Origin of the sequence: Halobacterium sp. DL1, assembly GCA_000230955.3 — an archaeon.
Taxonomy (GTDB): Archaea; Halobacteriota; Halobacteria; order Halobacteriales; family Halobacteriaceae; genus Halobacterium.
The window spans coordinates 1,394,827-1,418,279 of sequence record CP007060.1 but is presented as its reverse complement, the minus strand read 5'-3'; the positions used below and the strand labels follow the sequence as shown (position 1 = coordinate 1,418,279).

Sequence of the window (23,453 nt, the reverse complement as noted above, 5' to 3'; positions counted from 1 at the left end):
ACATGGAAGAAAACGGGGGCAGGGATTCCCGGAGAGAAAGGAAGTTCGAACAGTCGGGCGGCAGGGCAGAGGCACGGTCGAAGGACACGGCTGCAGCAGCCGCAAGCAGCCCGGGTGAGCGGTCGTGAAGATAAGGACGAAGCTCATCGTACTCTGTCTCGTCATCTCGCTGGTTCCCGTCTCGGCCGTGGGTGTGGCCGGCCTCCAGAACATGGAATCCGTGGGCTCGTACGCGCAGGACCAGAGCACCACGACGTTGGAGGATCAGATCACGGGTGAACTGAACGACACGGTCCAGTCGAGACAGGGAGAACTCCAGAACCTCCTCAACGTGCGCCGCGTCGACGTGCGGTCGCTGGCGGAGTCGACGCCAGTCCAGAACTACCAGGCCGCCGAAGCGGGGCAGATGGAACTCATACGGGAGCAGAGCCACCGGCAGGTCGGCTTCGTCGCGCTCCAGATGCACGACACCGTCGAGACGGCCAAACAGCAGATTCTCGAACGGCAGTACGGCGGCCAGAACTGGGAACAGCTCTCCGCCTCGGAGCAACAGGCCGTGAAAGACGAAGTTGAGGCGACGCTGTTCGGGACGGCGGGCAACTTCACCCAGCCCAGCGGGACGCTGGCCGACACGCACCAGCCCGGCTACATCGGTCAGACGGGCTACGCCTACGTGACGACGCTGGACTCCTCCATCGTCTCCCACCACAACCTGGCAGACGGGTTCAACCTCGTCGAGGACGCTGACCTCACCGTCTTCGAGGACATCGAGTCCACGGTCCAGTCCGAGGCGGCCATCCGGAACGGCGAGGAGTGGGGCATCGCCCAATACGACTGGGAGGACACCACCCAGGAGGGCAACCCGACCGAGCAGAAGTTCATCGCCTACACGTACTACGAGGACTTCGAGTGGGTGCTCGCGCCGAGCGTCTACTACTACGAGCTCCAGACGAGCGCCGTCGAGAACGCCCGCGACGGCATCCGCGACTCCTTCGAGAGCTACCTGAACACTCGGACGGTCACCGCCGATGGCGAAGAGCGCTACGCCTACGACGAGATCGTGATGACCGACGAGAACGGGTGGGGTGTCACACGCGCCCACCGGAACGACAACGGGTCGGTCGTCTCCGAGTCCCTCGACAGCACGTCCTACGCGAACACCAAGTGGTTCAAGAACGCGAAGACGCTCGGCAAGGACGAGGTGTACGTCGGTGACGTCCGCAACGTGAACGGCGAGCAGATGGTTTACATCGCCACGCCGGTCTACCACGACGGCGAGTTCGGCGGCACGGTGGCGCTCAAGTTCGACTACGGCATCGTCACCGATCTCGCGACCGGGATGACGGTCGGTGAGTCCGGCCACCTCAGCATCGTGAACGGGGAGGGAACGATTCTGAGTCACCCCGACGAGTCTGTTGTCACCGCAGGGTCGAGCATCACGAGCCAGCAGTACGGCTCGTTGACCGATATCGCGAAAGAGCAGATCCTCGCCGGAGATTCCGGACTCGAGACGTACACGCGAACCGCTTCTGACGGAGCGAAGAGCAACTACTACGTCGCCTACGCGCCGCTCCAGTTCGGCGACAAACAGCTGGCAGTTCTCGGGACCGTCCCCGAGACAGACGTGACCGGGCCGAGCGCGGCGCTCGCGGCGGCCCTCGACGACCGCACGACGTCCGCGCGTAACCTCCTGCTGTTGCTCGTCGGCGGCATCATCGTCGCCGTCGTCGGCCTGGGATACCTCGCTGCGCGGTACTTCTCGCGGCCCATCGAGGCGGTCCGCGACCAGGCGAAGTCGCTCTCGCAGGGCAACTTCGAGGACACCGTCGAGGTGAACGCTGGCGACGACGAGGTCGGCGAACTGGTCGACGCGTTCGACGACATGCGGACGAACCTCCGCCGGCAGGTCACTGAGCTGCGGGGTGTCAGCGAGGGACTCCGCCAGGGTGACCTCGACCAGGACATCGACACTGACCTCCCCGGCGAGTTCGGCACGATTATGACCGACCTCGACGACGGCATCGGTCGGCTTCAGGTCGCCTTCGACGAGATACGGGAGACGAGCCAGCGGATTCGCGGGGGCGAACTCGACCAGGAAGTCGACACCGACCTCCCCGGCGAGTACGGCGAGGTCCTCGCAGACCTGCAGGGGGGCGTCCGACAGCTCTCCGGGAGCTTCGACCAGCTACAGGAGACCAGCCGCCTGCTGCGAGAGGGCGTCCTCGACCAGGAGTTCGACACCGACCTCCCCGGGCAGTACGGCGTCGTGATGACCGACCTGGAGGCCGGCCTCCAGGAGATAGAGACCAGCCTCGCGGAGGTTCGGGACGTCGCCGACAAGTTTGCGGAGCTGAGCGACGAGACGGCCGCGAGCGCCGAGGAGATCAAGTCGGCGAGCCAGGAAACCGCCCAGGCCGTCGAGGAGATCGCCAGCGGCGCCGACCAGCAGACCGAACAGCTACAGTCCGTTTCTCACGAGATGAACGACCTCTCGGCGACCATCGAGGAGGTGGCGTCGTCGGCCGAAGACGTCGTCGTGACGGCGAACGAAGCCGTCGAACTGGCAGACCGCGGCCGCGACCACGCCGCGGACGCAACCCACGAAATCACGGCAATCGAGTCCGAGGCCGACGAGGCCGTCGACCAGGTCGAGAGCCTAGAGGACCAAATCACGGAGATCAACGAGATAGTCCAGCTGATCACGGACATCGCCGAGCAGACCAACCTGCTCGCGCTGAACGCGTCCATCGAGGCCGCCCGCGCCGGCGAGGCCGGCGAAGGGTTCGCGGTCGTCGCGGACGAGATCAAGACGCTGGCGGCGGAAGCCGGCGATGCCACCGAAGAGGTCGAACAGCTCATCTCCGAGATACAGGACAGCACCGACGAGACCGTCGAGGACATGCAGTCCATGCAGAACAGCGTGAACAGCGGGGCCGAGACCATCGGGAACGCGATCGAGATGTTCGACGACATCGCGGACGCGGTGACCGACGCGGAGCGCGGCGTCGAGGAGATTTCGGACGCCGCGGAGGACCAGGCGGTCTCCACCGAGGAGGTCGTCGCGATGGTCGACGAGGTGTCGGCAGTGAGCGAGGAGTCCGCCGCCGAGGCGAGCAACGTGTCCGCGGCGACCGAGGAGCAGACCGCCGCCATCGACGAGGTGACGACCAGCGTCCAGGGCGTCTCGCAGTCCGCGAAGTCCCTCCAGGAACTCGTCACCCAGTTCCAGGTCGGCGAGGACAGCGGAACGAGCGGCAGGGACGTCGACGCCTCGGCGGTCTCCGGGTCCGTCGAACCGGCCACCGACGGCGGCGACTGGGAGTTCGACCGGCAAGACGACTGACTGCAGAACTCCGGCAGTTCCCGTCCAATTCTTTACGTGGTTCTCGTGTTCGTGTAGCGGATGGTCCGCCCGCGGCGCTCAGTCCGCGGACCCCGGGTGGTCGCCGGGGAACACGACCTCGTCGTCGTCGAGTTCGATGACGGAGTCGGACTGGTCCATCCCGGTCGTCATCAGCAGGCGGATGGCGGCGCGGACGCTCAACTCGGAGTCGTAGACGCGACTGTCGGGCACGAGGATGAGCGAGCCCTGCGTCGGGTTCGGGCTCCCCGGGAAGAAGACGTTGTGCGCGCGCTCGCCCGCAATCTCCGAGAGGTCCTCGGGACTGTTGCCAGTCTTCAGGCCGAGGCGGTAAACGCCGTCGCGTGGGTACTCGACGTAGACGACGGACTCGAAGTCCGAACTCCGGTTCACGACGGACGACGCCATCCCGCGGACGCTCCCGTAGATAGTCCGGAACACCGGGAGGAAGTCGACGAGGCGGCCGGTCCGCCCGAAGATGCGTTTCCCGACGGTGCGCTGGGCCAGGAAGCCCAGCACCGTCACGAGAGCGGCGATGATGCCGAGTGCGAGTAGCTGTGCGAGCACCGTGCTGTCGCCGGTCTGGGTGGCGAGTCGGGTTCCCTCCACGATGGGGTCGAGCAGCCCACCGAGCCAGCCGAGCAGCGTCCGAAGGATGACGAGCGTCACGACGAGCGGCCCGACCAGCACGAGTCCCGCCGTGAAGTTACTTTTCAGCGATGTCTTGATTCGCATACGCGTCACCGGGAAGGCGAGCCGAATAAGCCTAGGGTAGTGGGAAGCTCCTGCTGGTCACGCCTGACTGCCACTGAACCTCCAAACAGTCGAACTGCGACAGCGAGGGCGAGACTTCGACTACTCGAAGCTGAACGACTTTACAGCCCGCCCCGCTAGTACCGGTATGCCAACACCACAGTCCGAGTCGCCGGCCGAGCCGGCGGCGACCCGGACCGAAGAGGCGCGGTCCAGGGCTCCAGCAATCGACGTGGAGGGACTGGGACTGACGTACGCCGACGGTACCGAGGCCGTCCGGAGCGTCGACATGACCGTGCCGGAGGGGGAGTTCTTCGGCTTCCTCGGCCCGAACGGCGCGGGGAAGACGACCACCATCAAGGTGCTCGCGACGCTGCTCTCGCCGACAGCGGGTGACGTCCACGTCAACGGTTTCGACGTCCGCTCCGAACCCCGGAAGGTCCGCCAATCCATCGGCTACATGGCCCAGGAGACGAGCATCGACCCCGAACTGACCGCCGAGGAGAACATCCGATTCGCCTGCGAGGCCTACGGCGTCCCCCGGGGCGACCGCCAGGACCGCATCGACGAACTGCTCGAACTGGTCGGCCTCGAGGAGGTCGCCGACAAACGCGCGGAGGAGTTCTCCGGCGGGATGAAGAAACGCCTCGACGCAGCCACCGCGCTCGTCCACCAGCCGCCGCTCGTGTTCCTCGACGAACCGACGACGGGACTCGACCCGAAGGCCCGCAACCGGCTCTGGGACTACTTCCGCCGCATCAACGACCGGGGCACCACCATCTTTCTCACCACGCAGTACCTCGAGGAGGCCGACCAGCTCTGTGACCGCCTCTCGGTCATCCTCGACGGCAACATCGTCGCAGAGGGGAGCCCCGCCGACCTCAAGCGCGAGGTGGGCGGCGAGGTCCTCGACGTCGAACTGGAGGGCGACGGCGACGCCCGAAGCCGCGCCGCGAACATCGCCCGCGAGTTCGAGGCGTTCGACGACGCCTCCGTCTCGGAGACCGAGACCGGCATCAGCGTCACCGCCGAGACCGCGCGCCAGTACGGCACCGACCTGCTCGTCGCGCTCCGGGACGCGGGGCTGACGGTGACCGGATTCAACATCCGGGCACCGACTCTCGACGACGTGTTCCTCGCCATCACGGGCGAAGAGCTCGACGTCGAGACGCCCGAGGAGGGGGAGGTGGGTCGATGAGTTCGCCCGCCAGCGACGCGGCCGCCGACCGCCGCGTCGAGCGCTCCGGCAACTCCTTCTTCGGGGACGTCTGGGTGAACTTCAAGCGCTGGAACCTCAAGGCCGTCCGCAACCCGTTCGTGCTCGTGGTGTCGCTCGTCCAGCCCATCATCTTCCTCGTGCTGTTCACGGAGGTGTTCGGCAACGTCGCGGGCGACGCCGTCAACCGCGGCATCCCCGGCATCAACTACGAGACGTACCTCGTTCCAGCCATCGCCATACAGGTCGCGCTCGCCGCGGCCATCACGTCGGGCATCGGTCTGGTCAACGACATCGAGAACGGGATGTTCGAGAAGGTGCTCGTCTCGCCGATGAACCGGACGGCCGTCTTCGTCGGCAAGACCGCCGCGGAGGTGTTCCGCATCGCCATCCAGATATCGATCATCCTCGGTCTCGGCGTGCTGCTCGGCGCGGAGATCGCGACCGGAGTGGTCGGCGCCGTCGCCATCGTCGCCGTCGGCATCCTGTTCTCGCTGTGGTTCCTCGCGCTGTCGAACTCCCTGGCCGTCATCACCCGCGACCAGGAGTCGACCATCATCGCCGCGAACCTCCTCCAGTTCCCGCTGCTGTTCCTCTCGAGTGCGTTCCTCCCACTGGACTCGCTCCCGGGGTGGGTCCAGACGTTCGCCAGCCTCAACCCCGTCACGTACGGCGTCGACGCCGCCCGGTCGCTGATGCTCGACCGGGACGTAGCGAGCGTCGTCGACGTGTCGGTGTTCGGCGGGACCCTCGACGGCGTCGTCCCCGGAATCGTGGTGTTGGTCGCCCTCGACCTCGTGCTCGGCGCCATCGCTGTGGTCCTGCTGTCGCGGGCGTCGAGTTCCGACGTGCGCTGAGGGTCCGCCCCCTCCCTCCCGGCGCCCACGTAACCAGAATTGATTGCGTTACGACTATACGGAAACCGTCTGTGTATACACGCATGGCGCGCACGCTCGGTCGCCGGGACGTCATCGCCGGTCTCACCGCCGGCGCGGGAGCGCTCGCGGGGTGCTCTGCGCTGGCCGGCGACCCGGGGCCGACTGTGTCCCTGCTGGCTGCCGGGAGCCTCAACAACGCCCTCGAGAACGGGCTCCGGCCGGCCGTCGACGCGAACCTGCAAGTCGAGGCGCGTGGCTCCGCCGAAGTCGCTCGCCTCGTCGCGGAGGGCCAGAAAGACCCCGACATCGTGTCGGTCGCTGACGTCGCGCTGTTCGACGGCCCGATGGAACCCGACTGGTACGCGGAGTTCGCGACTAACTCGGTGGTCCTCGCCTACAACCAGGACACCGACGGCGGGCAGCGCATCGCCGAGGCGGGGCCCGACCGGTGGTACCGGCCGCTGCTCGAGGGCGACGTCGCGCTCGGCCGGACCGACCCGGACCTGGACCCGCTCGGCTACCGGACGCTGTTCGTGCTCGAACTGGCCACGGAGTACTACGGAACGACAGAGAACCTCCGGAAGACGATTCCACGCCGCGGGCAGGTCTACCCGGAGACGCAACTCGTCAGTCAGTTCGAGACGGGGTCGGTCAACGCGGCCGTCGCGTACCGGAGCATGGCTGTCGAGCGGGGCTACGACTACGTCGAGTTACCCCCCGAAATCGACCTGAGCACGCCCGAGTACGCGGACCGGTACGCGTCGGTGTCCTACGAACTTCCGGGCGGGACGGTCGTCACGGGCGCCCCCATCAGTTACGGGTCGACCGCTCGCCGCGAATCGACCGCAGTGGTCGACGTGTTCGGCGAACAGACGACGGGACAGTACCTCCGAGAGTACGGCTTCGTGGTGCCCCAGGACTACCCACGCTACACCGGCAATGTTCCCGAGAACGTCGCGAACTGAGTCCGTCGCCGGACGGTTCGATTGGCTCTCGGTCGCGTTCGTCCTCGGTGCGGTGTTGCTCTGTTACTACCTCCTGCCGCTGCTGGCACTCGTCGCGAGCCAGCCACCCGGCGCCGTCCTCGCTCGACTGGACGACCCCGAAGTGCTCGCGGCGGCCCGGACGTCGCTGCTCGGCGCCAGCGCGAGCACGGTCATCGCCACCGTGTTCGGCCTCCCGCTGGCGTACTGGCTCGCGCGCACCGACGGTCGGTTACCGACGGTCGTCACCGCCGTCGTCGTCCTCCCCCTGGTGTTGCCGCCGGTCGTCAGCGGGATGGTGCTGTTGACCGTCGTCGGGCCGAACACGCTGCTCGGGGGTGCGGCCGGGGCCAGCGGATTCCCGCTGACGCGTTCGCTGGCGGGCGTCGTCCTCGCGCAGACGTTCGTCGCGTCGCCGTTCGTCGTCGTCACCGCGAAGGCGGCCATCGAGAGCGTCGACCGGAGCCTCGAACACGCCTCGCGCTCGCTCGGCAAGCGCAGGTTCACCACGTTCCGACGCGTCACCCTCCCGCTCGCGTGGCCGGGGATTCTGGCCGGCGTCACCCTCGCGTTCGCCCGGGCGATGGGCGAGTTCGGCGCGACCATCATGCTCGCGTACTACCCGCGGACGATGCCGGTCCAGATCTGGGTGTCGTTCACGACACTCGGCCTTGAGAACGCGTTCCCCGTCGCGGTCATCCTCGTCGGTATCGCCGTCGGAACGCTCGTCGTCCTCGACGTCCTCGGAACCAATCCACTGGAGTGACTCGATGCTAAACATAACTGGACTCGCAAAATCCTACGGCGACTTCGACTTCGGGCCTGTCGACCTCACGGTCGGCGACGAGGTGCTCTCGTTGCTGGGGCCCTCGGGGAGCGGGAAGACGACGCTGCTCTCGACGATTGCCGGCATCGCCACTCCCGACGCTGGCGACATCTCACTGAACGGACGGCCACTCGTCGGTCGCCCACTCGAGGACCGCGGCGTGGGACTGGTGTTTCAGGACGGCGCGCTGTTCCCGCACATGACCGCGCGGGAGAACGTCGAGTACGCCGCGACAGATGGTGACCGGACAGGTGCCCTCGCCGCGACTCTCGAAATCGAGGACGTTCTTGACCGCCGACCGTCTGCCCTCTCAGGTGGCGAACGCCAGCGCGTCGCACTCGCCCGGGCACTCGCTGCGGACCCCGAGGTCCTGTTGCTCGACGAGCCGCTGTCTAGTCTCGACACGCCGATTCGTCGCCGCCTGCGCGACGAACTGCACGACCTCTTCCGGTCGCTGGAGATTCCGACGATCTACGTGACCCACGACCAGCGCGCGGCCACGGTGCTCGGCGACCGCATCGCGGTCATCCGGGACGGGAGTATCCAACAGGTCGGTCCACCACAGACCATCCTCGACCGTCCGGACTCCGAGTTCGTCGCCCGGTTCACCGGGAGCGAGAACGTCTTCGACGCGACAGTGCTCGAACAGAACGGCGATTCGCTCACACTCGCCGTGGGCGAACAAACCCTCCGAGCACGGGCCGACAGTTCGGTTGGGAAATCCGTCAGCGTCTGCGTCCGTCCGTCTCGGGTCCAACTGCGGGACGCCTCGGCGACCGAAACCGCCGACGAGAACGCGCTCGCCGGAACGGTTCGCCGCCACCTGAACGAGGGCGACGAACACCGGGTCCTCGTGGACGTCGACGGCACGGACCTCTCGCTCGTCGCATCGCTCCAACCGGCGACCTTCGAACAGGTGCACGTCGAACCCGAGTCCGTCGTTCGCGCGATGCTCCCTCCGGACGCGATCCACGTGCTGAGCGAGTAACCCCAACCAACGGGTTGCTGGACCTCGTCGTCTCCGTTTCCGTAGGTCGCTGCGTGTTGGTTTTCGACCAAAACGAAGAAGAAAATCCACCGAGGCCTTCGTATCGCAGCATACAGTTTACGAGTTGCTGTTCGGACAGCGCGACTGCCTCGACACACGATTTCAAAATTCGAGAATCCCATAAATCGAGGCATTCACCCCCGAATCAGTTCGGGGCTCCACTCGTCGACTGCGATGCGCGCCCAACGAGCCAGCGCACGAGAGTGGCTTCCGATTCTCCTTCGATATCACTCGATGCGATTCATGCTGCGTTCCTCCGCTGCTGAAGCCGCTCACCCTATAGGAAACGGGCTAGGAGAACCACATTCGACACACTAGCTGTGCCGCTGAGCGAAAGGACTCAGTGCGCCCGGTGTACTCTGTGTTGTGGGTCCGAACTATCCAGGCCCCAGTTCACTGCCTGTTGGGGTGTGAGGGTGCTCCACCAGCCGTCCGAGCCGAGAAGCGAGTGTGCGGTCGTTCGGGTTTCCGGAGAACGGCATGGTAGACTGACCTGGTCAACCGAACTACGAACCCTCCTCGACCCACTCGGCGATAGCTAGTTCCACTAGCCCAGAGCATCCGTCGCAATTGCCTCGCCAATCGGGATTGAGAGTTGCTTGACGGATCAAGTCTGGTGGGCATTCTACTGGTGTGCCTGGAACTGAACGGGGCGAACCGACTCGAACCGCCGAACAGACAGAAGAGTTTATCCTTCTATGGAGCACCACATAGGAAATCCACTTATCATCCAAGGCAGTGTTTTCCATCCACTGTATCGGCGAATCTGGTACTACATAACACCAAATGGTAGCGCCCAGTTCCTGGATAAGGGTCTTTATCCACGGAGAAGGGAACATTGAAGGAGGCGGCCTCGAATCGGTGGTCCATGGCCGGTGACGACCGAGCAGTCGTGAAGACGTACGTGCCAGCCCACCAGAAGGAGCAGTGGGTGACGCATGCAGAGGAGATGGACATGTCCCTCAGCGAGTTCCTCCGGTCGATGGTACAGGCCGGGCGACGAGGGTTCCTGACCGACCGCGAGGAAGGTGGTTCTGAGGGGTCAGACCCCAGGGGTCAGGGCCTCGAAGACCGGGTCCTCGCGACCCTCTCTGCGGAGGGGGTCGTCTCGTGGGACCAGCTCGTCGACGAACTGTCCGGAGACTTCGAGGACCGACTCGACGAGACGGTCCAGGCGCTGTCAGAGGCGGGCGAGATTCGCTTCGACCCGCGCCGTGACGGCTTCGTGCTCCAGGAGGACGCATGAGCGGTGAAGCATCGGCCGCTGCCGACCGCGGTGACGCCGACACGGAGGACCCGGTCGAGTACTTCCTCGAGGACATGGGCTACCACGGGAAGTCCGAGCGGACGCGGGAGGCCTACGGCCGCGTCCTCCAGGAGTTCGAGGCGTTCCTGACGGAGTTCGACACGACGGCCGCGGAGGCGGACCGCCGGGACTGCCTCGCGTGGGTGCACGAACTCCGCGGCGAGCACGCCGAGAGTACCGTCGCCACGTACGCCTCCTACCTCAACCGCTTCTACAGCTACATGACCCAGGTCGGGACGTTCGACGCCAACCCGATGGCGCTCGTGATGCAGGAGATGGACGAAGCCATCGACACCGACCCGACGCGCCGCGAGGTCTCCGTCGAGCGAATGCGGGAGTTCGTCGCCGATATCACCCACCCGCTAGAGCGCGCCGTGATTGTGGCGCTCCTGAAGACAGGGCTGCGGGTCGGCGAACTCTGCAACCTCGACGTTCGCGACGTCTCACTGGCCACGCCGGCGGTCGAGGGTTCCTACGACCTCGGAACCCGGGGACAACTCGACGGTCGACCCGACACGCTGTTCGTCGATCCGGCGATGAGCCGCGGCGAGACAGTCAACGGCGAAGAACGGACTGCGTCGAACAAGCGCAAGCGCGCGACGCTCGTTCCCGTCGACGGGGAGCTGAAAGCCGCTCTCGTCCGGTGGCTGGCAATACGGCCCGACGCCACATCGGAGGCCGAGCCGCTGTTCGTGAGCACGCGAGACGCGTGGGGAGAGCGCCTGACGCCGGAGATGGTGCGCTCAATGGTGCGCCGACACGCCGAGGCAGCGGGTTGGTACCGAACGGGCGGTGACGCCGCGGAGAACGTCACGCCCCACTACTTCCGACACTTCTTCACGACTCACCTCCGGGACCGAACCGGAGACCGCGGCGTCGTGAAATATCTCCGCGGAGACGTGGCGGACGACATCATCGACACGTACACTCACAACTGGGGAGACAGGGTCCGTAAAGTATACTTATCTAACATCTACTCCCTGTCGTAGCGTCGCGTGGCAGACTCGTAAACTGTATCCTGCTATATCAACTCGGTGCCTGACTGGACCCCTTCACTGAAGGTATTCTCAGAACTGATAGCGGCACCTCAATCCACCTGCAGAGGCGTTCTATCGCATGGCTACGGGCGATTTCGTCAGTGTCCGTCGACTGCATCGACCGTGGAGCGCTCAGAGCACCCGATCTCGATGGGGCGGGGAGCGAGGAACGAGGAATTGGCTTGAGAAACGTTCGTCACGAGGAGCTAGCAGCGAAAGGTGGCCCCGACGGTCAGCTTAATCGCGGTCCGCTCTCGTGGCGCCGCCGACGATGCCACGGACCTGGAGGTACTCGACGCGGACCGCGTTGTCCGCGAACCACTCGTCGAGCGTCGCGAGCGCGTCCCTGCGGAGTGCTTCCCGGGCGTCCTGCTCCTCTAGCTGTCTGAGCGCCGGCGACAGTGGCCCCGACTCCTCGGCGAACTCCCGCCAGAAGTGCTGCGGGGAGACGTACCGGAAGCGGGCGATGCGGCGCTGCACAGAGAGTTCGCAGTGTTCACCCAGTTGCTCCCGGACGAACCCCGGCTTCCCCCAGCGGAGGTGGGCCCACGGGTCGTGGTTCTCGTGGGCCACGTGGTCGTCGAGGACGTCGGTAAGCGCCCCGACTAGGCCGTTCGGCGACCATGCGGTGAACGCCACCCGGCCGCCCTCGCGCGCGACCCGGACCATCTCGCTGCCCGCGACGCTCGCCTCCGGGGAGAACACGTGCCCGAAGTTCGAGAGCACGGCGTCGAAACTGCCGTCCGGGAACGGGAGCACCTCGGCGTCCCCCGCGACCCACTCGATGTCGTCGTAGTCGGCCAGCGCGGCGCCCTCGCGGGCCAGTTCGAGCATCGGTCGCGTGACGTCGACGCCGACCACCTCCGCGCCGGCGCGGCGGGCGGTCAGCGCGGCGTTCCCCGTGCCACAACCGACGTCGAGCACCCGGTTCCCGGGGTCGATTCCCGCCGCGCTCACCACGCGGGCGATGGCCGGCAGGAAGTTCGGCGCGAGCGACGGATAGCGGCCCGCCGACCAAGTGTACGTCGAGCGCTGTTGGCCCTCGCTGTCGGCGTCTGTCATCCGTCGATTGCACGCCTCCCACGCGCATAAAGCCCCGACTCGGGGCCGGTGGTGCCGGGTGGCCCACGGAAAGCTTATTCGGCGTGCACGGGAGGACCAACTGTGACAGTCCGGGACGCAGTCGCCAGCCGGTTCGGCGCGGACGAGCGAGCGCTGGCGGCGTTCCGCGTCGCGCTCGCCAGCCTCGTGCTCGCCGACCTGGCCCTCCGCTCGCGGAGCCTCGTCGCGTTCTACACGGACGCCGGCGTCCTGCCGACAGCGTTGCTGTACGAGCGGTGGCCCGAGATCAGTCAGTTCTCAATCCACGCGCTGTCGGGCAGCGCGTGGGTCCAGGGAGCGCTGTTCGTGCTGGCCGCCGTCGTCGCGCTCGCGATGCTCGTCGGCTACCGGACGACGCTCGCGACCGTGGTGACCGGCGTGTTGCTCGTCTCTCTTCAGTACCGGAACCCGATGGTACTGAACGGCGGGGACATCCTCTTCCGGATGCTGTTCCTCTGGGCAATCTTCCTCCCGCTCGGCGAGCGGTGGTCCGTCGACGCCGTCCGGAGCGAGAACCACCGGGGTCGAGTGCTGTCCGTGGCCACCGCGGGCGTGCTCCTGCAGGTGGTGGTCGTCTACTCCGTCAACGCCGCGCTCAAACTCCGCAGCGACGTCTGGAAGAGCGGCGAGGCCATCGAGTACGTCTTCAGCCTCGACATGTTCGTCGTCGGGTTCGGCGAGGTGCTCGCCCAGTACCCCGGACTCCTGGCGGCGTTCGACAAGCTCTGGATAACGCTGGTCGCGGGGTCGTTCCTCCTGCTCGTGCTGACGGGGTGGCTGCGCGCCGCGCTCGTCGCGCTGTTCGCGGCGATGCACCTCGGGATGCTCGCCACGATGCAACTCGGCCTCTTCCCGCTCATCTCCGTCGCGGCGTTGCTCCCGTTCGTCCCGGCCGTGGTCTGGGACCGACTGCCCGGTCGGGACGCAGTTCCAGTACTCCGCGACCTGCCCGTCCACGGGTGGGAGCGTCGGCTTCGTGAGACGCTGCCGCTGGTCTCGCTTCCGACGCCCCCCGAGTCGGTTCGGCTGTGGTGGAACCGGTCGCTCTCCGGCGGACTCGCCGTCGTGCTGGTGGTCGTGCTCGTCTGGAACGCTGCGACCGTCGGGTTCGTGGCCATCCCCCAGGACGCGCCGGTGAACAGCGACCCCAGCCCGCGGTGGAACATGTTCGCACCGGCACCGCTGGGGACCGACGCGTGGTTCACGGCGCCCGGCACGCTCGAGTCGGGTGAGCGCGTCGACGCGTTCCAGGGCGGCAGCTTCGACTGGGAGAAACCGCCAGACGTCTCCTCGACGTACCCCAGCGCGCGCTGGCGGAAGTACCTCACCAACCTCCAGGGCGCGGACGCTCCGGAACTCTCCTCGCAGTTCGCTGGCTACCTCTGCGAGCGCTGGGACGCCCGCAACGACGCCACACTCCGGAACGTCTCCGTCTACGCCGTCCTCCAGCCGACGCGTCTCGACGGCCCGGAGCCGACGAACCGCGTGCTGCTCGTCGAACGGAACTGTAGCGGCTGAGTGGCGCTGTTCCCCTGGCGCTGCGCACGTCTCGTCGATAGTAACGAGGACACCGTTACCGTGGTCGCGGCGAACGGGTGACCGTGAACCTCCACGCTCGGATATCTACTTCGGGACACACGCGGGCCCTGCTCACAGCCTCCCTCGTGCCGGTGTCCGTGGCCGTGCGACGTGATCCAGACGCAGAATCCACAGCGACGCTCGCAGAACGTACTGGTGCGCTGAAAGGTTAACTGTGTCGCCGCAGTAGTAGTAGTCACATGGTCGAAGCGGGGACCCGGCCCCAACGCCCTGGAATTGCCTGGTGGATTCTGGGCCTCGTCATCTTCGGGGTGCTCGTCTGGGTCGGACGCCAGAACGTCGGCTGGATCGTCTTCGGGCTGTTCACCTACTACGTCGCGCGCCCCATCTCGCGCCGACTCCAGCGCCACGCCCCCTCGCGGTCGCTAGCGGCCGTACTCACGCTCCTCCTCATCGTCGTCCCCATCCTCCTCTTCGTCGCAGCGTTCCTCGCTATCGCGCTGGGACAGATACTCAGATTCCTCTCCTCGGAGACCGTCGAGGCCGCCCTCAGGGACCTCCCGTTCTCGGTCGCGGAGCTCCCGACGGACCCCGTCGAGACCGTCGTCGTGATACTCCAGAACCCCGCGGTCTCGCCGGTGCTCGACCAGTTCGGCGTCGTGGTCGGTGTGCTGGCGACGACGCTGTTCAACGTCTCCCTCGTGCTCATCCTGGCGTTCTTCCTGCTCACTGAAGACCGGCGGCTAGCCGGGTGGTTCGAAACCAACGTCCTGGGCCCGGATTCACTGAGCGCCGACTACCTCCGCGGCGTCGACCGGGGCCTGACGTCGGTCTACTTCGGCTACTCTCTCACGATATTCGCCGTCATCGTGCTGGCTGCAATCATCTACACCGTCTTCAATCTCGTCGCACCGGCGCCCCTCCGGATTCCGACGGCGCTACTGCTGGCTGTCGTCACCGGGCTGTTCACCCTCGTGCCGCTCGTCGGGCGCTCGGTCGTGTACGCGTTCATCGTCGCGTTCCTGGGGCTCCGTGCCTACAACGCAGACCAGTCCCTCCTCTGGATTCCCGTCGCGTTCTACCTCTTCATGAGCGTGGTGTTCGACAACGTCGTCCGGACGTACATCCGACCGAGGCTGTCGGGCGAGCGCTACCACATGGGGCTCGTGATGTTCGCGTACCTGCTCGGTCCCGTGCTGTTCGGCTGGTACGGCATCTTCCTGGCACCGCTGTTGATGGTGGTCATCGTCGAGTTCGTCGTGAACGTCCTCCCGCTGCTCGTGCGTCCCGAATCCCGGGAGACTGCAACCACGGACGAGCCACGGGCTGCCACCGACGAAGATGGTGCCACTACGGAGTACGTCGAATCGACCGGGCCAGACAGCGAAAATGGGCCGCCTGGGTGACCGATGTCAGCACCCGAGGCAGCGTCGGTGGGTGGCGCTGTTCTACCAAACTCTCCCGTCCGTCGCTACTGCGGCGGAATCGCGGTTTCCGACGGTTCGGTGGTGAGCGCGCGCTGGACCGCCTCGACGTCGGCGCCCTCGGCTTCGGAGCTGTTCTGCATCAGCACCGTCTCGCTTGGGAACAGCGGCTCGCCCACCTCGAGACCGTGTTCGCGCGCGGTAGAACCAGTAACCGTGAGGTAGACGCCGACGCCGGTGTCCGCGACGGCAGCTTCCTCCTCGCGGCCCGCGTCGGGGTAGACGAACTCCACGCCCTCTGTGGCGTCCGTGCCGAGAACGGCCTCCACGAGGCGCTCGTAGCGCGGACTGATACAGACCTCGCCCTCGTAGGCGGCGAGGAACTCCCGGTCGAGTCCGTCGGCGTCGACGGACTGGACAGCAGCGGGCGTCGCCAGCAGCGTGTGGTAGACGGTGTCGCCGAGCCCCGAGACGACCCGGACGTCGGTGTCGTGTGGGTCGATTCGGGCGTTCAGGTCCGCGATGGTCGACAGCGGCTCCGGGCGCAACTGGACGACCTCCTCGAGGACGAGGTCGGCGCTGTCGAAGCCGAGCGCGAACTCGTGGGTGCGCAGCGCGCGGAACGGCTCCTCCCGGCCGATCAACTGAACCGGCGTCCCGTCGACGTCGAGAGAGAGCGAGTCGAAGGCGATGCGCCGGGGTTTCCCGGCGCGCGCGTCCCGGAGAAGCGTGTAGTCGGGACGGTTCGGGTCGTCGGGGTCGCTGTACGCGGCGAGGCGCTCGTAGACGCCGCGGTCGTCGGTCTGCTCGTCCTTCGCGAGCGCCTTCTCATAGCGCAGCGTCGAGACGACATTGTCCGCGACGCTCGTCGCGTCGGCGCACGCCGCGAGGCGGTCGAGAACGGCTTCCAGCGGCCGTCCCTTGCGCGGGACGGCGACGCGAACCGGCGTAGTCATTGTGGGAAAGAGCCCTCGCGCGTCAAAAACGGTTCCGCTTCCGGGGATACCCCGGCCGAGTTCGCCTACGTGCCGAAGACGTCCGACAGCTGGTTGCGCCACTCCTCGATCTCGTCGACGTGGTCCTCGAGGTCCTCGAGGTCGTCCTCGATGTCCCCGATCTCGAAGACCGCGTCCTCGGTGTCGGCGACGCGCTCGTCGAGTGCCTCGACGTCGCCACGGAGGCGCTCGAGGTCGTCGGAGAGGTCGTCGACGGCGTCGAACTCCGCCTCGACGTCCGCGACGCGCTCCCGGAGCGTCTCCCGCTCGTCGGCCGCGTTCTCCACGCTGGCCTCCAGTTCACCGAGGTCCTCGGAGAGGCTCCCGACGTCCGCTTCGAGTTCCGCCAGCAGGTCCTGTGCCGGACCGTTATCGTCGAGGAACGCCTCGAGGGCGTCCGTGTACGCCTCGAGTTCGGAGACGCGGCTCTGGACGTGCTCTATCTCGACCTCCGTGCTGCCCGAGATGCCGCCGAACGCCTCGTCGAGCGTCTCCATGTCCTCGTCGCTGACCTCGTCCTGGCGGATGGCCTCCGCGAGTGCGCCGGCGACGTCACCGGCGTCGAAGCCAATAGCGGCCGGAGGTTCCTCGTCCAGGCTCGCCGTCTCGGTGACCGGGTCGGCGTCCGCGCCGATGGCTGTCTCGCTCGGCGCGTCGGGGTCGGGAAGCCCGACGTCGCTCTCGTCGTCTTCACCGCCATCGACCGGGTCGAGTTCCTCTCCGGCCTCGACGGGGTCCGGGTCCTCGTCGTCGGCGTCGAGGAAGTCCTTGTCCGCATCGGCGTCCGAGTCTGCCGCCGCGTCGGCCGCGTCGTCGGACCCGAGGTCGATGTCGCCCTCCAGGATTTCGGCGTCGTCGTCCAGGGAGTCGATGCCGCCGGAACTCGCGGCGACCTCGGCTTCCAGTTCCTCGTCGTCCTCGAGGCCGGGGACGGTGTCGCGCTCGCCGCCCGCGAGTTCGCGGACGACGTCGGTGGACTCGGGCGGGACGACGTCGTCGATGTCTTCGCCGTCGATCTCGACGGTCGGCGCGGAGAGGAACGGTGTCTCGTCCTGGCCGTCCTCCATGCGGACGCCGTAGACGGTGGTGAACGTCTCGCCGGCCTCGATCTCGCGCTCGAAGCGGACGACGCCGTCGCCGCTGGCGGTCCAGTTCTCGCTCCCGTACTCGGGGTGGAAGCCGATCTGGTCGATGCCGAACTCTTCGGGTATCTCGTCGACGATTCGCAGTTCCACGGGGCTGTCCCGTGAGGAGGAGACGTCGAAGGCGACGGCGGGCACCGGGAAGTCCTCTCCGTTGAAGAACTTGCTCACAGTGACCCCGTCGCTCTCGACGACCGTCTCGTCACTCACAGCAACCACCCGTTCGCTGGTCGTGCATACCCCCACCTACGCAAGGCAGGACTTAAATTGCCCGCCGACTCGAAAGCAAGTTTCCCTGTCACGACTCGACGTCCACGCGGTCCCCGATCTCCGCGACCTCGAGGCGCCGGGGGTACGTGAAACTCCGGACGTGGTGGTGGAGCGCCGTCGGGTCCGCGGTCAACCCCTTCCACATGTCCCAGTGCGAGGGGAGCAGCCGGTCGAACTGGAGCGCGCTCGCGGCCTCGACGACCTGGTTCTCGTCGCTGTACCAGCGCGTGCGCTTCGGTTCGCGGGTCTGCTTGTCCGGAATCTGGCCGACGGAGCCGAACGCGAGGATGCCGAGGTCGATGTCGTAGGCTTCGCCCACGCGCTCGAGTTCCTCGCTCGGCTTCGTGTCCCCGCCGTGGAAGACGGTACCCGCGTCGTGCTCGAAGACGTAGGAAACCGGGTGGGTCGCGTCGGGGTCGTGTGCGAACTCCACGTGGACCGTGAACTCGCCGACTTCGACGGTGTCGCCCTCCGCGACTTCCTCGTACTGGTCGGCCTGGACGGCGTACCGGTCGTGCCACTCCTCTTCGTCGCGGGCCAGCGCGACGGAGTCGTCGGGACCGTAGTACGTCGCGCCGGTCTCCGCGAGTATCGGCGCCTGACTCGGGCCGTGGACGTGGTCGGAGTGCTCGTGGGTGGCGAAGACGGCGTCAGCCTCCGTGACGTCCCGCGGGTTCATCGGAACGGGGACCATCCGAACCGTCCGCGGCGGGTCGCCCGTGCCGAAGTAGGGGTCGACGAACAGCGTCGTCCCGCCGCTGCCTTTCAGCACGAAGCCGTTGCAGCCGAGATACCAGACCGCTACTCCCTCGGGGTCGGCGTCGGCGATGGCCTCGGGCAGCCAGTCGCCCCAGTCGGAGTGTACCATACCGGAGGGTCAGCCGGCGCGTCCCTAAGCGTTCCGGGGAAAGCCAGGAATTTTCCCGACGGCCTGCGTGTGTCGGGTGATGAGTATCATCGTGGAGTTCACGCTCAGGTCCCCGCGGCTCGTCCTGACCGACACGATGAGACGCGCGCCGGACGTCGCCATCAGCGTCGAGTCCGTCGACGGGGTGCCGCCGGAGGACGTCGTCACGATGCTCTGGGCGACTGGCGGCGACCTCGAGACCTTCGACGACGCCATCCGCGCGGACCCGACAGTCACGGACGTCGCGCTGCTCGAGGACTTCGAGGGACGACGCCTCTACCGGTACCGGGTCGCGGAGGACGTGGAGGTCCAGATGTACAACCGCTGGCTGGAGGTCGGTGCCGCCCAGCTCAACGTCGGCGCCAGCGGCGGCGAGTGGCACAACAGAGTGCGGTTCCCGGACCGGGACGCGCTCCGCGAGTTCCAGGCCCAGGCCGACGAAGCGGCGGTCGAGTTCACGGTCCAGAGTATCTACGACGAGCCCGACGCGCCGAACCAGTCCTGTCTCACGGAGGCCCAGTCGGAGGCCCTCGAACTCGCCCTCGAAACGGGGTACCTCGAGGTGCCACGGGACGCGTCGCTCGCTGCAGTCGCCGAGGAACTGGGCGTCTCAGAACAGTCGGTCTCGGAGCGGTTGCGCCGAGCGATGCGGAATCTCTCGCGAGAAGCGGTCGACCGTCAGTCCTGACAGCAGGCGCCGGACTCGCCGACGAAGTCCACGTCGAGCGGTTCGGAGATGACGTCGTTGAGCTCCTCGAAGGTCTCCTGGACGGCGTCCTGGGCGTCGAGGTACTCCGCCATCGCGGGGTGGTCGTGGAGGTGGGCCTGGGCCTCCTGGACGCGCTCGATGTCCTCCTGGGTCGCGTCGCCCGTCTGGCGGGCGAGCATGAACTCCTGGCGGATCTCCTCGAACTCGCCGATACGCTCCTGGACCTCCTCGCTCGTCTCGACCTCGCGTTTGGCCTCCTCGAAGTCCTGGTACTCGGGGAGTTCGGTGATCGCCTCGCCGAGTTGGCGCGCGAGCGCCTCTGCGTCCGTCGTCTCGGTCGCGGCCGCGGCGTCGGAATCGACACTCATGGTTCCGGGTTGGGGCCGCCGGTCTTTCAACCTGCCGGAACCGGGGGTGACCGTCGCCGAGGGTCTCGCGAGCCGCTCACGGAGACGGACGACGACACACACCGCCACCGCGGACGGTTACTGAGTTGCGCTGACTCGACCTCCCGGGGCCGTCCTCGCCTGGGCCATCGGCTTGGGAGTGAGGACGACGACCGGGATGTCGCGGTCCCCCGAGCGCTCCTGGTACGCTTCGAGACCGGGATTCAGCGCTTCGAGGCGGCTCCAGTACGCGGCCCGTTTCGCCCCGGTCACTTCGCTAGCGACGTACTGCTCCGTCTCGCCACCGAAGGACAGCTCGACGTCCGGCCTGGCTCGCAGGTTGTGGTACCAGGCGGGCTGTCGGTCGCGTCCCCAGTTAGACGCGACCACGACCCACTTCCTGCCGTCCCGAAAGCCCAGCACGGGGACGCTGCGGCGCTTCCCCGTCTTCGTGCCGACTGTTGTCAGTTCCACGACCGGTGCGCCGAGCGCCGACAGCAGCCTGGCGATGGAGAGCCGACCGCCGGAGACGCTCGAGAGGACGCGGTCGACGCGGGGGAGCGTCCGTGACAACACCCAGGTTCCGAGTCGCGTCGCCGCAAACCACAGCGAGAGCCGCAGCCACCACGGCGAGGTTGTTCGCGCCATGCTGACACAGTACGTGCTGACCGCGCATAAGGTCCCCCGGAGTCCGCTCTAGTGTGCGAACCCAGAACGCGCCTGTGAGTGGTTCGCGCACCTGCTCTGGGCGCTTCGGGGAACCGCCGGGGTTAAACGAGCGAAGCCTGTACCGGTGAGCAATGAGCCACGAAGAGACGCGTTCGGCGGGAGACCTCCGGAAGACTGGCCTCTCCCTGAAACACGACCGGACGTGGGACTACGAACTCGACCGCATCGTCGAGGAGGTCGAGGAACGCGGCGCGGAGAAGGTGGGGCTCCAGTTCCCGGAGGGGCTGAAGCGACGCGGGCCGGCCGTCGCCGACGACCTCAGGCAGTTGCTCCCCGACGACGTGCGCATCCTCATCTCCGGGCAGCCGTGTTACGGCGCCTGCGACCTCGACACCTACATGATGCGGCGGACGGACGTCTTCGTCCACTTCGGGCACTCCCCCATGAAGGAGTCCGAGAAGATCATCTACGTGCCGCTGTTCTCGAACGTCGAGGTCGAACCCATCATGGAGCAGTCCCTCGACGAACTCGAGGAGGGCGACGTCGGCCTCGTCACGACCGCCCAGCACATGAACCGCTTCGACGAGATGCGAGAGTACCTCGAGGAGCGCGGCTTCGACGTCCACACGCGCCGCGGCGACGACCGCCTCACCAACGAGGGGCAGGTCCTGGGCTGCAACTACGCGAGCGCGGACATCGACGCCGACCAGGTGCTGTACGTCGGCGGCGGCAAGTTCCACCCGCTCGGCCTCGCGATGGAACACCCCGAGAAGACGGTCGTCATCGCCGACCCCGTCAACAACTCGGTCTCGATAGCGGACACCGAGAAGTTCCTCAAGCAGCGCTACGCCTCCGTCCACAAGGCGATGGACGCCGAGACGTGGGGCGTCATCTTCTGCACGAAGATCGGCCAGGGTCGCTGGGACCAGGCCAACGAGATCGTGGAGAACAACGAGAACGCCTACCTCATCACGATGGACGAGGTCACCCCGGACCGACTCACGAACTTCGGGATGGACGCCTACGTCAACACTGGCTGTCCGCGCATCACGACCGACGACGGCCCGCAGTTCAAGCAGCCGATGCTCACGCCCGGCGAGTACGAGATTGCGGTCGGCAACAAGCCCCTCGACGAACTCTCCTTCGACACGTTCCACGGCACCTGGTAGGCGACAGTCCACTCCAGAGTCGTTCTGTGGACTCCTCAGTGGTCCGCGAGGCGACCGATGGCGACGTATCGCTCTCGGCCGTTCAAGTCGAGTCGAGTCAGGTGGTTGACGACCGAAAACCGGTCCCCGTCGGTGCGCTCGTACGTCGACTCGAACCGCTGGAGGTCGCCGACCCCGGTCTCCCGCTCGATCTCCCGCACACCCTCCTCGGTCGCGTCGACGGCGATGTCCCAGACGGCCATCCCGACCACCTCCGCCTGGGTGTAGCCGAGTTCGTCGCGGAACCGCCGGTTCGCCTCGACGATGATTCCGGTCTCGTTGTGGACCACTATCAGATCCGGGGAGTTCTCGAAGAGCACCTCCAGGCGCGCGTTCTTCCGTTCGAGCTCCTGCTTCCGCCGCTGACGGTTCGTGATGTCGGTGATGAATCCCTCGAGTGCGACGAGTTCGTCGTCCTCGAAAATGCCGCGGCCGCGCTCCCAGACGGTTCGTCGCTCGCCGTCCGCGGTGTGGATGCGGTACGTGACCTCGAACGGTTCGCGGCGCTCCAGCGCGGACTGGACCTCGGCCCAGACTGGCTCTGCGTCCTCGGAGTGGAGGACTTCCTCGCCCCAGACCACGTCGCCGGATTCGATGGTCTCGGCTGGGTAGCCGGTCAGTTCCTCGCACTCGCCGCCGACGAACTCCATTGGCCACTCGGGTTCGTTCCGGCACCGGTAGACCACACCCGGGAGGTTGCTGACGAGCGTCTCGAGTCGGCGGTTGCGCTCGGCGAGCGCGCTCTGGGAGCGGCGCTTCTCGACGGCGTTGCGCACGCGGTTCGCGAGCAGGGCGTACTGGTCGGTGCCGCGTTCTTTCTGGAGGTAGTCCGTGGCGCCTGCGGAGATGGCGTCGCTGGCCACCTCCTCGCTGCCCTTCCCCGTGAACAGCACGAACGGGAGCTCGGGAAACGCCTCGCGGACGCCCTCCAGGAATTCGATCCCGTCGGTCCCGGGCATGTCGTAGTCCGAGACGACGCAGTCGACCGGCCGCTCTGCCAGCGCGTCGAGTCCGTCGTCGGCGTTCGTGGCCGTGGCTACCTCGAGGCGGTCGTCCTCCCGTTCGAGGAACTCCGCCACGAGGTCGGCGAAATCGGGCTCGTCGTCGACGTGTAATACGAGCACCGAGCCGTCCTCCGGCCCGCTCGGGTCCCCAGCTGGCATGTTCCTTGCGAGAAAGAGACGTGGCAACGGATAACGTTGTGCAATGAGGTATTACTACTGAGCATCTGCAAAGGTTTTTGTATTTCCGCTATGTATGTAGTTCCATGAGCACCACGCCCCGTTCCGACACCGTCGAAGGCTGTCGCCCCATCGAGCGAACCCCAGTCGCCGTCGAGGCGACGACCATCGCAGACGTGTCGCGGGACGACCTCCGAACGCTGGCGGCTGAACTCGCACGCGAGGGGTACGTCCCCGCAGAGGTTACGGCCGAGGTACGCTTCGAGGAGGACTGCTCGCTCGCCACCCAGCGCGAGGCCGACCGCCTCCGGGACATCGTCGACGCGGCCGCGTTCATCGGCGCGAACCAGCTCACGGTCGACGTCGACGCCGTCGAGTGCCCCGAGAAGGCCCGTCCCGCGCTCTCGGCGGTCGCCGAACGCGCCCACCGCGACGGCGTCAGCCTCGACGTCGACGGCCTCGCACTCGACTGACTGCCCGGTTCTAACGCAGGTTTCTTCGCCCGTCGTCTCCT

21 protein-coding genes are annotated in these 23,453 nt (G+C 66.8%); 13 read left to right on the top strand and 8 right to left on the bottom strand.

Annotated elements, in window-relative coordinates:
• The first annotated feature begins 124 nt into the window (after positions 1 to 124).
• Positions 125 to 3,343: a methyl-accepting chemotaxis protein gene (locus tag HALDL1_08915; protein ID AHG03707.1), complete on the top strand. Its 3,219-nt coding sequence runs from the start codon at positions 125 to 127 to the stop codon at positions 3,341 to 3,343.
• 78 nt (positions 3,344 to 3,421) lie between these two features.
• On the opposite strand, the gene HALDL1_08910 is transcribed toward HALDL1_08915, so the two are convergent.
• Positions 3,422 to 4,096, bottom strand: coding sequence for a hypothetical protein (locus HALDL1_08910; GenBank protein ID AHG03706.1), 675 nt, complete (start codon positions 4,094 to 4,096; stop codon positions 3,422 to 3,424).
• Between the two features lie 166 nt (positions 4,097 to 4,262).
• On the opposite strand from HALDL1_08910, the gene HALDL1_08905 reads away from it, so the two are divergent.
• The 7 genes from HALDL1_08905 to HALDL1_08875 all read left to right on the top strand — a co-directional run bounded on the left by HALDL1_08905 (position 4,263) and on the right by HALDL1_08875 (position 11,360).
• Positions 4,263 to 5,312: a daunorubicin ABC transporter ATPase gene (locus HALDL1_08905; GenBank protein ID AHG03705.1), complete on the top strand. Its 1,050-nt coding sequence runs from the start codon at positions 4,263 to 4,265 to the stop codon at positions 5,310 to 5,312.
• A complete protein-coding gene (locus tag HALDL1_08900; protein AHG03704.1) occupies positions 5,309 to 6,187 on the top strand; it encodes an ABC transporter in 879 nt (292 codons plus the stop codon). Before HALDL1_08905 ends, HALDL1_08900 begins: the two co-directional genes overlap by 4 nt.
• A gap of 83 nt (positions 6,188 to 6,270) precedes the next feature.
• Positions 6,271 to 7,173 carry an ABC transporter substrate-binding protein gene (locus tag HALDL1_08895; protein ID AHG03703.1) on the top strand — a complete coding sequence of 301 codons (903 nt, stop codon included), beginning with the start codon at positions 6,271 to 6,273 and terminating at the stop codon, positions 7,171 to 7,173.
• Complete coding sequence (locus HALDL1_08890; GenBank protein AHG03702.1) at positions 7,148 to 7,957, top strand: sulfate ABC transporter permease; 810 nt, start codon at positions 7,148 to 7,150, stop codon at positions 7,955 to 7,957. Before HALDL1_08895 ends, HALDL1_08890 begins: the two co-directional genes overlap by 26 nt.
• Before the next feature lie 4 nt (positions 7,958 to 7,961).
• The gene (locus HALDL1_08885) at positions 7,962 to 9,005 is read left to right on the top strand and encodes a sulfate transporter (GenBank protein ID AHG03701.1); all 1,044 of its coding nucleotides are present in this window, start codon (positions 7,962 to 7,964) and stop codon (positions 9,003 to 9,005) included.
• Positions 9,006 to 9,933: 928 nt separating this feature from the next.
• Positions 9,934 to 10,311, top strand: coding sequence for a hypothetical protein (locus HALDL1_08880; GenBank protein ID AHG03700.1), 378 nt, complete (start codon positions 9,934 to 9,936; stop codon positions 10,309 to 10,311).
• Positions 10,308 to 11,360 (top strand): XerC/D integrase, encoded by a 1,053-nt coding sequence (locus tag HALDL1_08875; GenBank protein ID AHG03699.1) that lies wholly within the window; start codon positions 10,308 to 10,310, stop codon positions 11,358 to 11,360. Before HALDL1_08880 ends, HALDL1_08875 begins: the two co-directional genes overlap by 4 nt.
• Positions 11,361 to 11,645: 285 nt before the next feature.
• Here the strand turns inward: HALDL1_08875 and HALDL1_08870 are convergent, their stop codons facing one another.
• Positions 11,646 to 12,470, bottom strand: coding sequence for a methyltransferase type 11 (locus tag HALDL1_08870; GenBank protein AHG03698.1), 825 nt, complete (start codon positions 12,468 to 12,470; stop codon positions 11,646 to 11,648).
• A gap of 102 nt (positions 12,471 to 12,572) precedes the next feature.
• On the opposite strand from HALDL1_08870, the gene HALDL1_08865 reads away from it, so the two are divergent.
• Together HALDL1_08865 and HALDL1_08860 are read left to right on the top strand one after the other, a co-directional pair.
• Positions 12,573 to 14,027, top strand: a complete 1,455-nt coding sequence (locus HALDL1_08865; GenBank protein ID AHG03697.1) for an HTTM domain protein — start codon at positions 12,573 to 12,575, stop codon at positions 14,025 to 14,027.
• Between the two features lie 260 nt (positions 14,028 to 14,287).
• On the top strand, positions 14,288 to 15,454 hold the full coding sequence (locus HALDL1_08860; GenBank protein AHG03696.1) for a permease: 1,167 nt from the start codon (positions 14,288 to 14,290) through the stop codon (positions 15,452 to 15,454).
• A gap of 65 nt (positions 15,455 to 15,519) precedes the next feature.
• On the opposite strand, the gene HALDL1_08855 is transcribed toward HALDL1_08860, so the two are convergent.
• The 3 genes from HALDL1_08855 to HALDL1_08845 all read right to left on the bottom strand — a co-directional run bounded on the left by HALDL1_08855 (position 15,520) and on the right by HALDL1_08845 (position 18,747).
• Positions 15,520 to 16,428 carry a hypothetical protein gene (locus HALDL1_08855; protein AHG03695.1) on the bottom strand — a complete coding sequence of 303 codons (909 nt, stop codon included), beginning with the start codon at positions 16,426 to 16,428 and terminating at the stop codon, positions 15,520 to 15,522.
• Positions 16,429 to 16,493: 65 nt separating this feature from the next.
• Positions 16,494 to 17,828 (bottom strand): hypothetical protein, encoded by a 1,335-nt coding sequence (locus HALDL1_08850; GenBank protein AHG03694.1) that lies wholly within the window; start codon positions 17,826 to 17,828, stop codon positions 16,494 to 16,496.
• A 79-nt stretch (positions 17,829 to 17,907) separates the two neighbouring features.
• Positions 17,908 to 18,747: a beta-lactamase gene (locus HALDL1_08845; protein AHG03693.1), complete on the bottom strand. Its 840-nt coding sequence runs from the start codon at positions 18,745 to 18,747 to the stop codon at positions 17,908 to 17,910.
• A gap of 79 nt (positions 18,748 to 18,826) precedes the next feature.
• Between HALDL1_08845 and HALDL1_08840 the strand changes: the two genes are divergently transcribed.
• On the top strand, positions 18,827 to 19,474 hold the full coding sequence (locus HALDL1_08840) for a bacteriocin (GenBank protein AHG03692.1): 648 nt from the start codon (positions 18,827 to 18,829) through the stop codon (positions 19,472 to 19,474).
• Here the strand turns inward: HALDL1_08840 and HALDL1_08835 are convergent.
• Positions 19,465 to 19,863, bottom strand: a complete 399-nt coding sequence (locus HALDL1_08835) for a hypothetical protein (GenBank protein AHG03691.1) — start codon at positions 19,861 to 19,863, stop codon at positions 19,465 to 19,467. The two genes, HALDL1_08840 and HALDL1_08835, sit on opposite strands and share 10 nt — an antisense overlap.
• A gap of 117 nt (positions 19,864 to 19,980) precedes the next feature.
• Positions 19,981 to 20,529 (bottom strand): hypothetical protein, encoded by a 549-nt coding sequence (locus HALDL1_08830; GenBank protein AHG03690.1) that lies wholly within the window; start codon positions 20,527 to 20,529, stop codon positions 19,981 to 19,983.
• A gap of 152 nt (positions 20,530 to 20,681) precedes the next feature.
• On the opposite strand from HALDL1_08830, the gene HALDL1_08825 reads away from it, so the two are divergent.
• Positions 20,682 to 21,719, top strand: a complete 1,038-nt coding sequence (locus HALDL1_08825; protein AHG03689.1) for a diphthamide biosynthesis protein — start codon at positions 20,682 to 20,684, stop codon at positions 21,717 to 21,719.
• A 35-nt stretch (positions 21,720 to 21,754) separates the two neighbouring features.
• On the opposite strand, the gene HALDL1_08820 is transcribed toward HALDL1_08825, so the two are convergent.
• Complete coding sequence (locus HALDL1_08820; GenBank protein AHG05257.1) at positions 21,755 to 22,921, bottom strand: hypothetical protein; 1,167 nt, start codon at positions 22,919 to 22,921, stop codon at positions 21,755 to 21,757.
• A 104-nt stretch (positions 22,922 to 23,025) separates the two neighbouring features.
• Here HALDL1_08820 and HALDL1_08815 point away from each other — a divergent pair, with 104 nt between their 5' ends.
• Positions 23,026 to 23,412 (top strand): hypothetical protein, encoded by a 387-nt coding sequence (locus HALDL1_08815; GenBank protein AHG03688.1) that lies wholly within the window; start codon positions 23,026 to 23,028, stop codon positions 23,410 to 23,412.
• Positions 23,413 to 23,453: the final 41 nt, after the last annotated feature.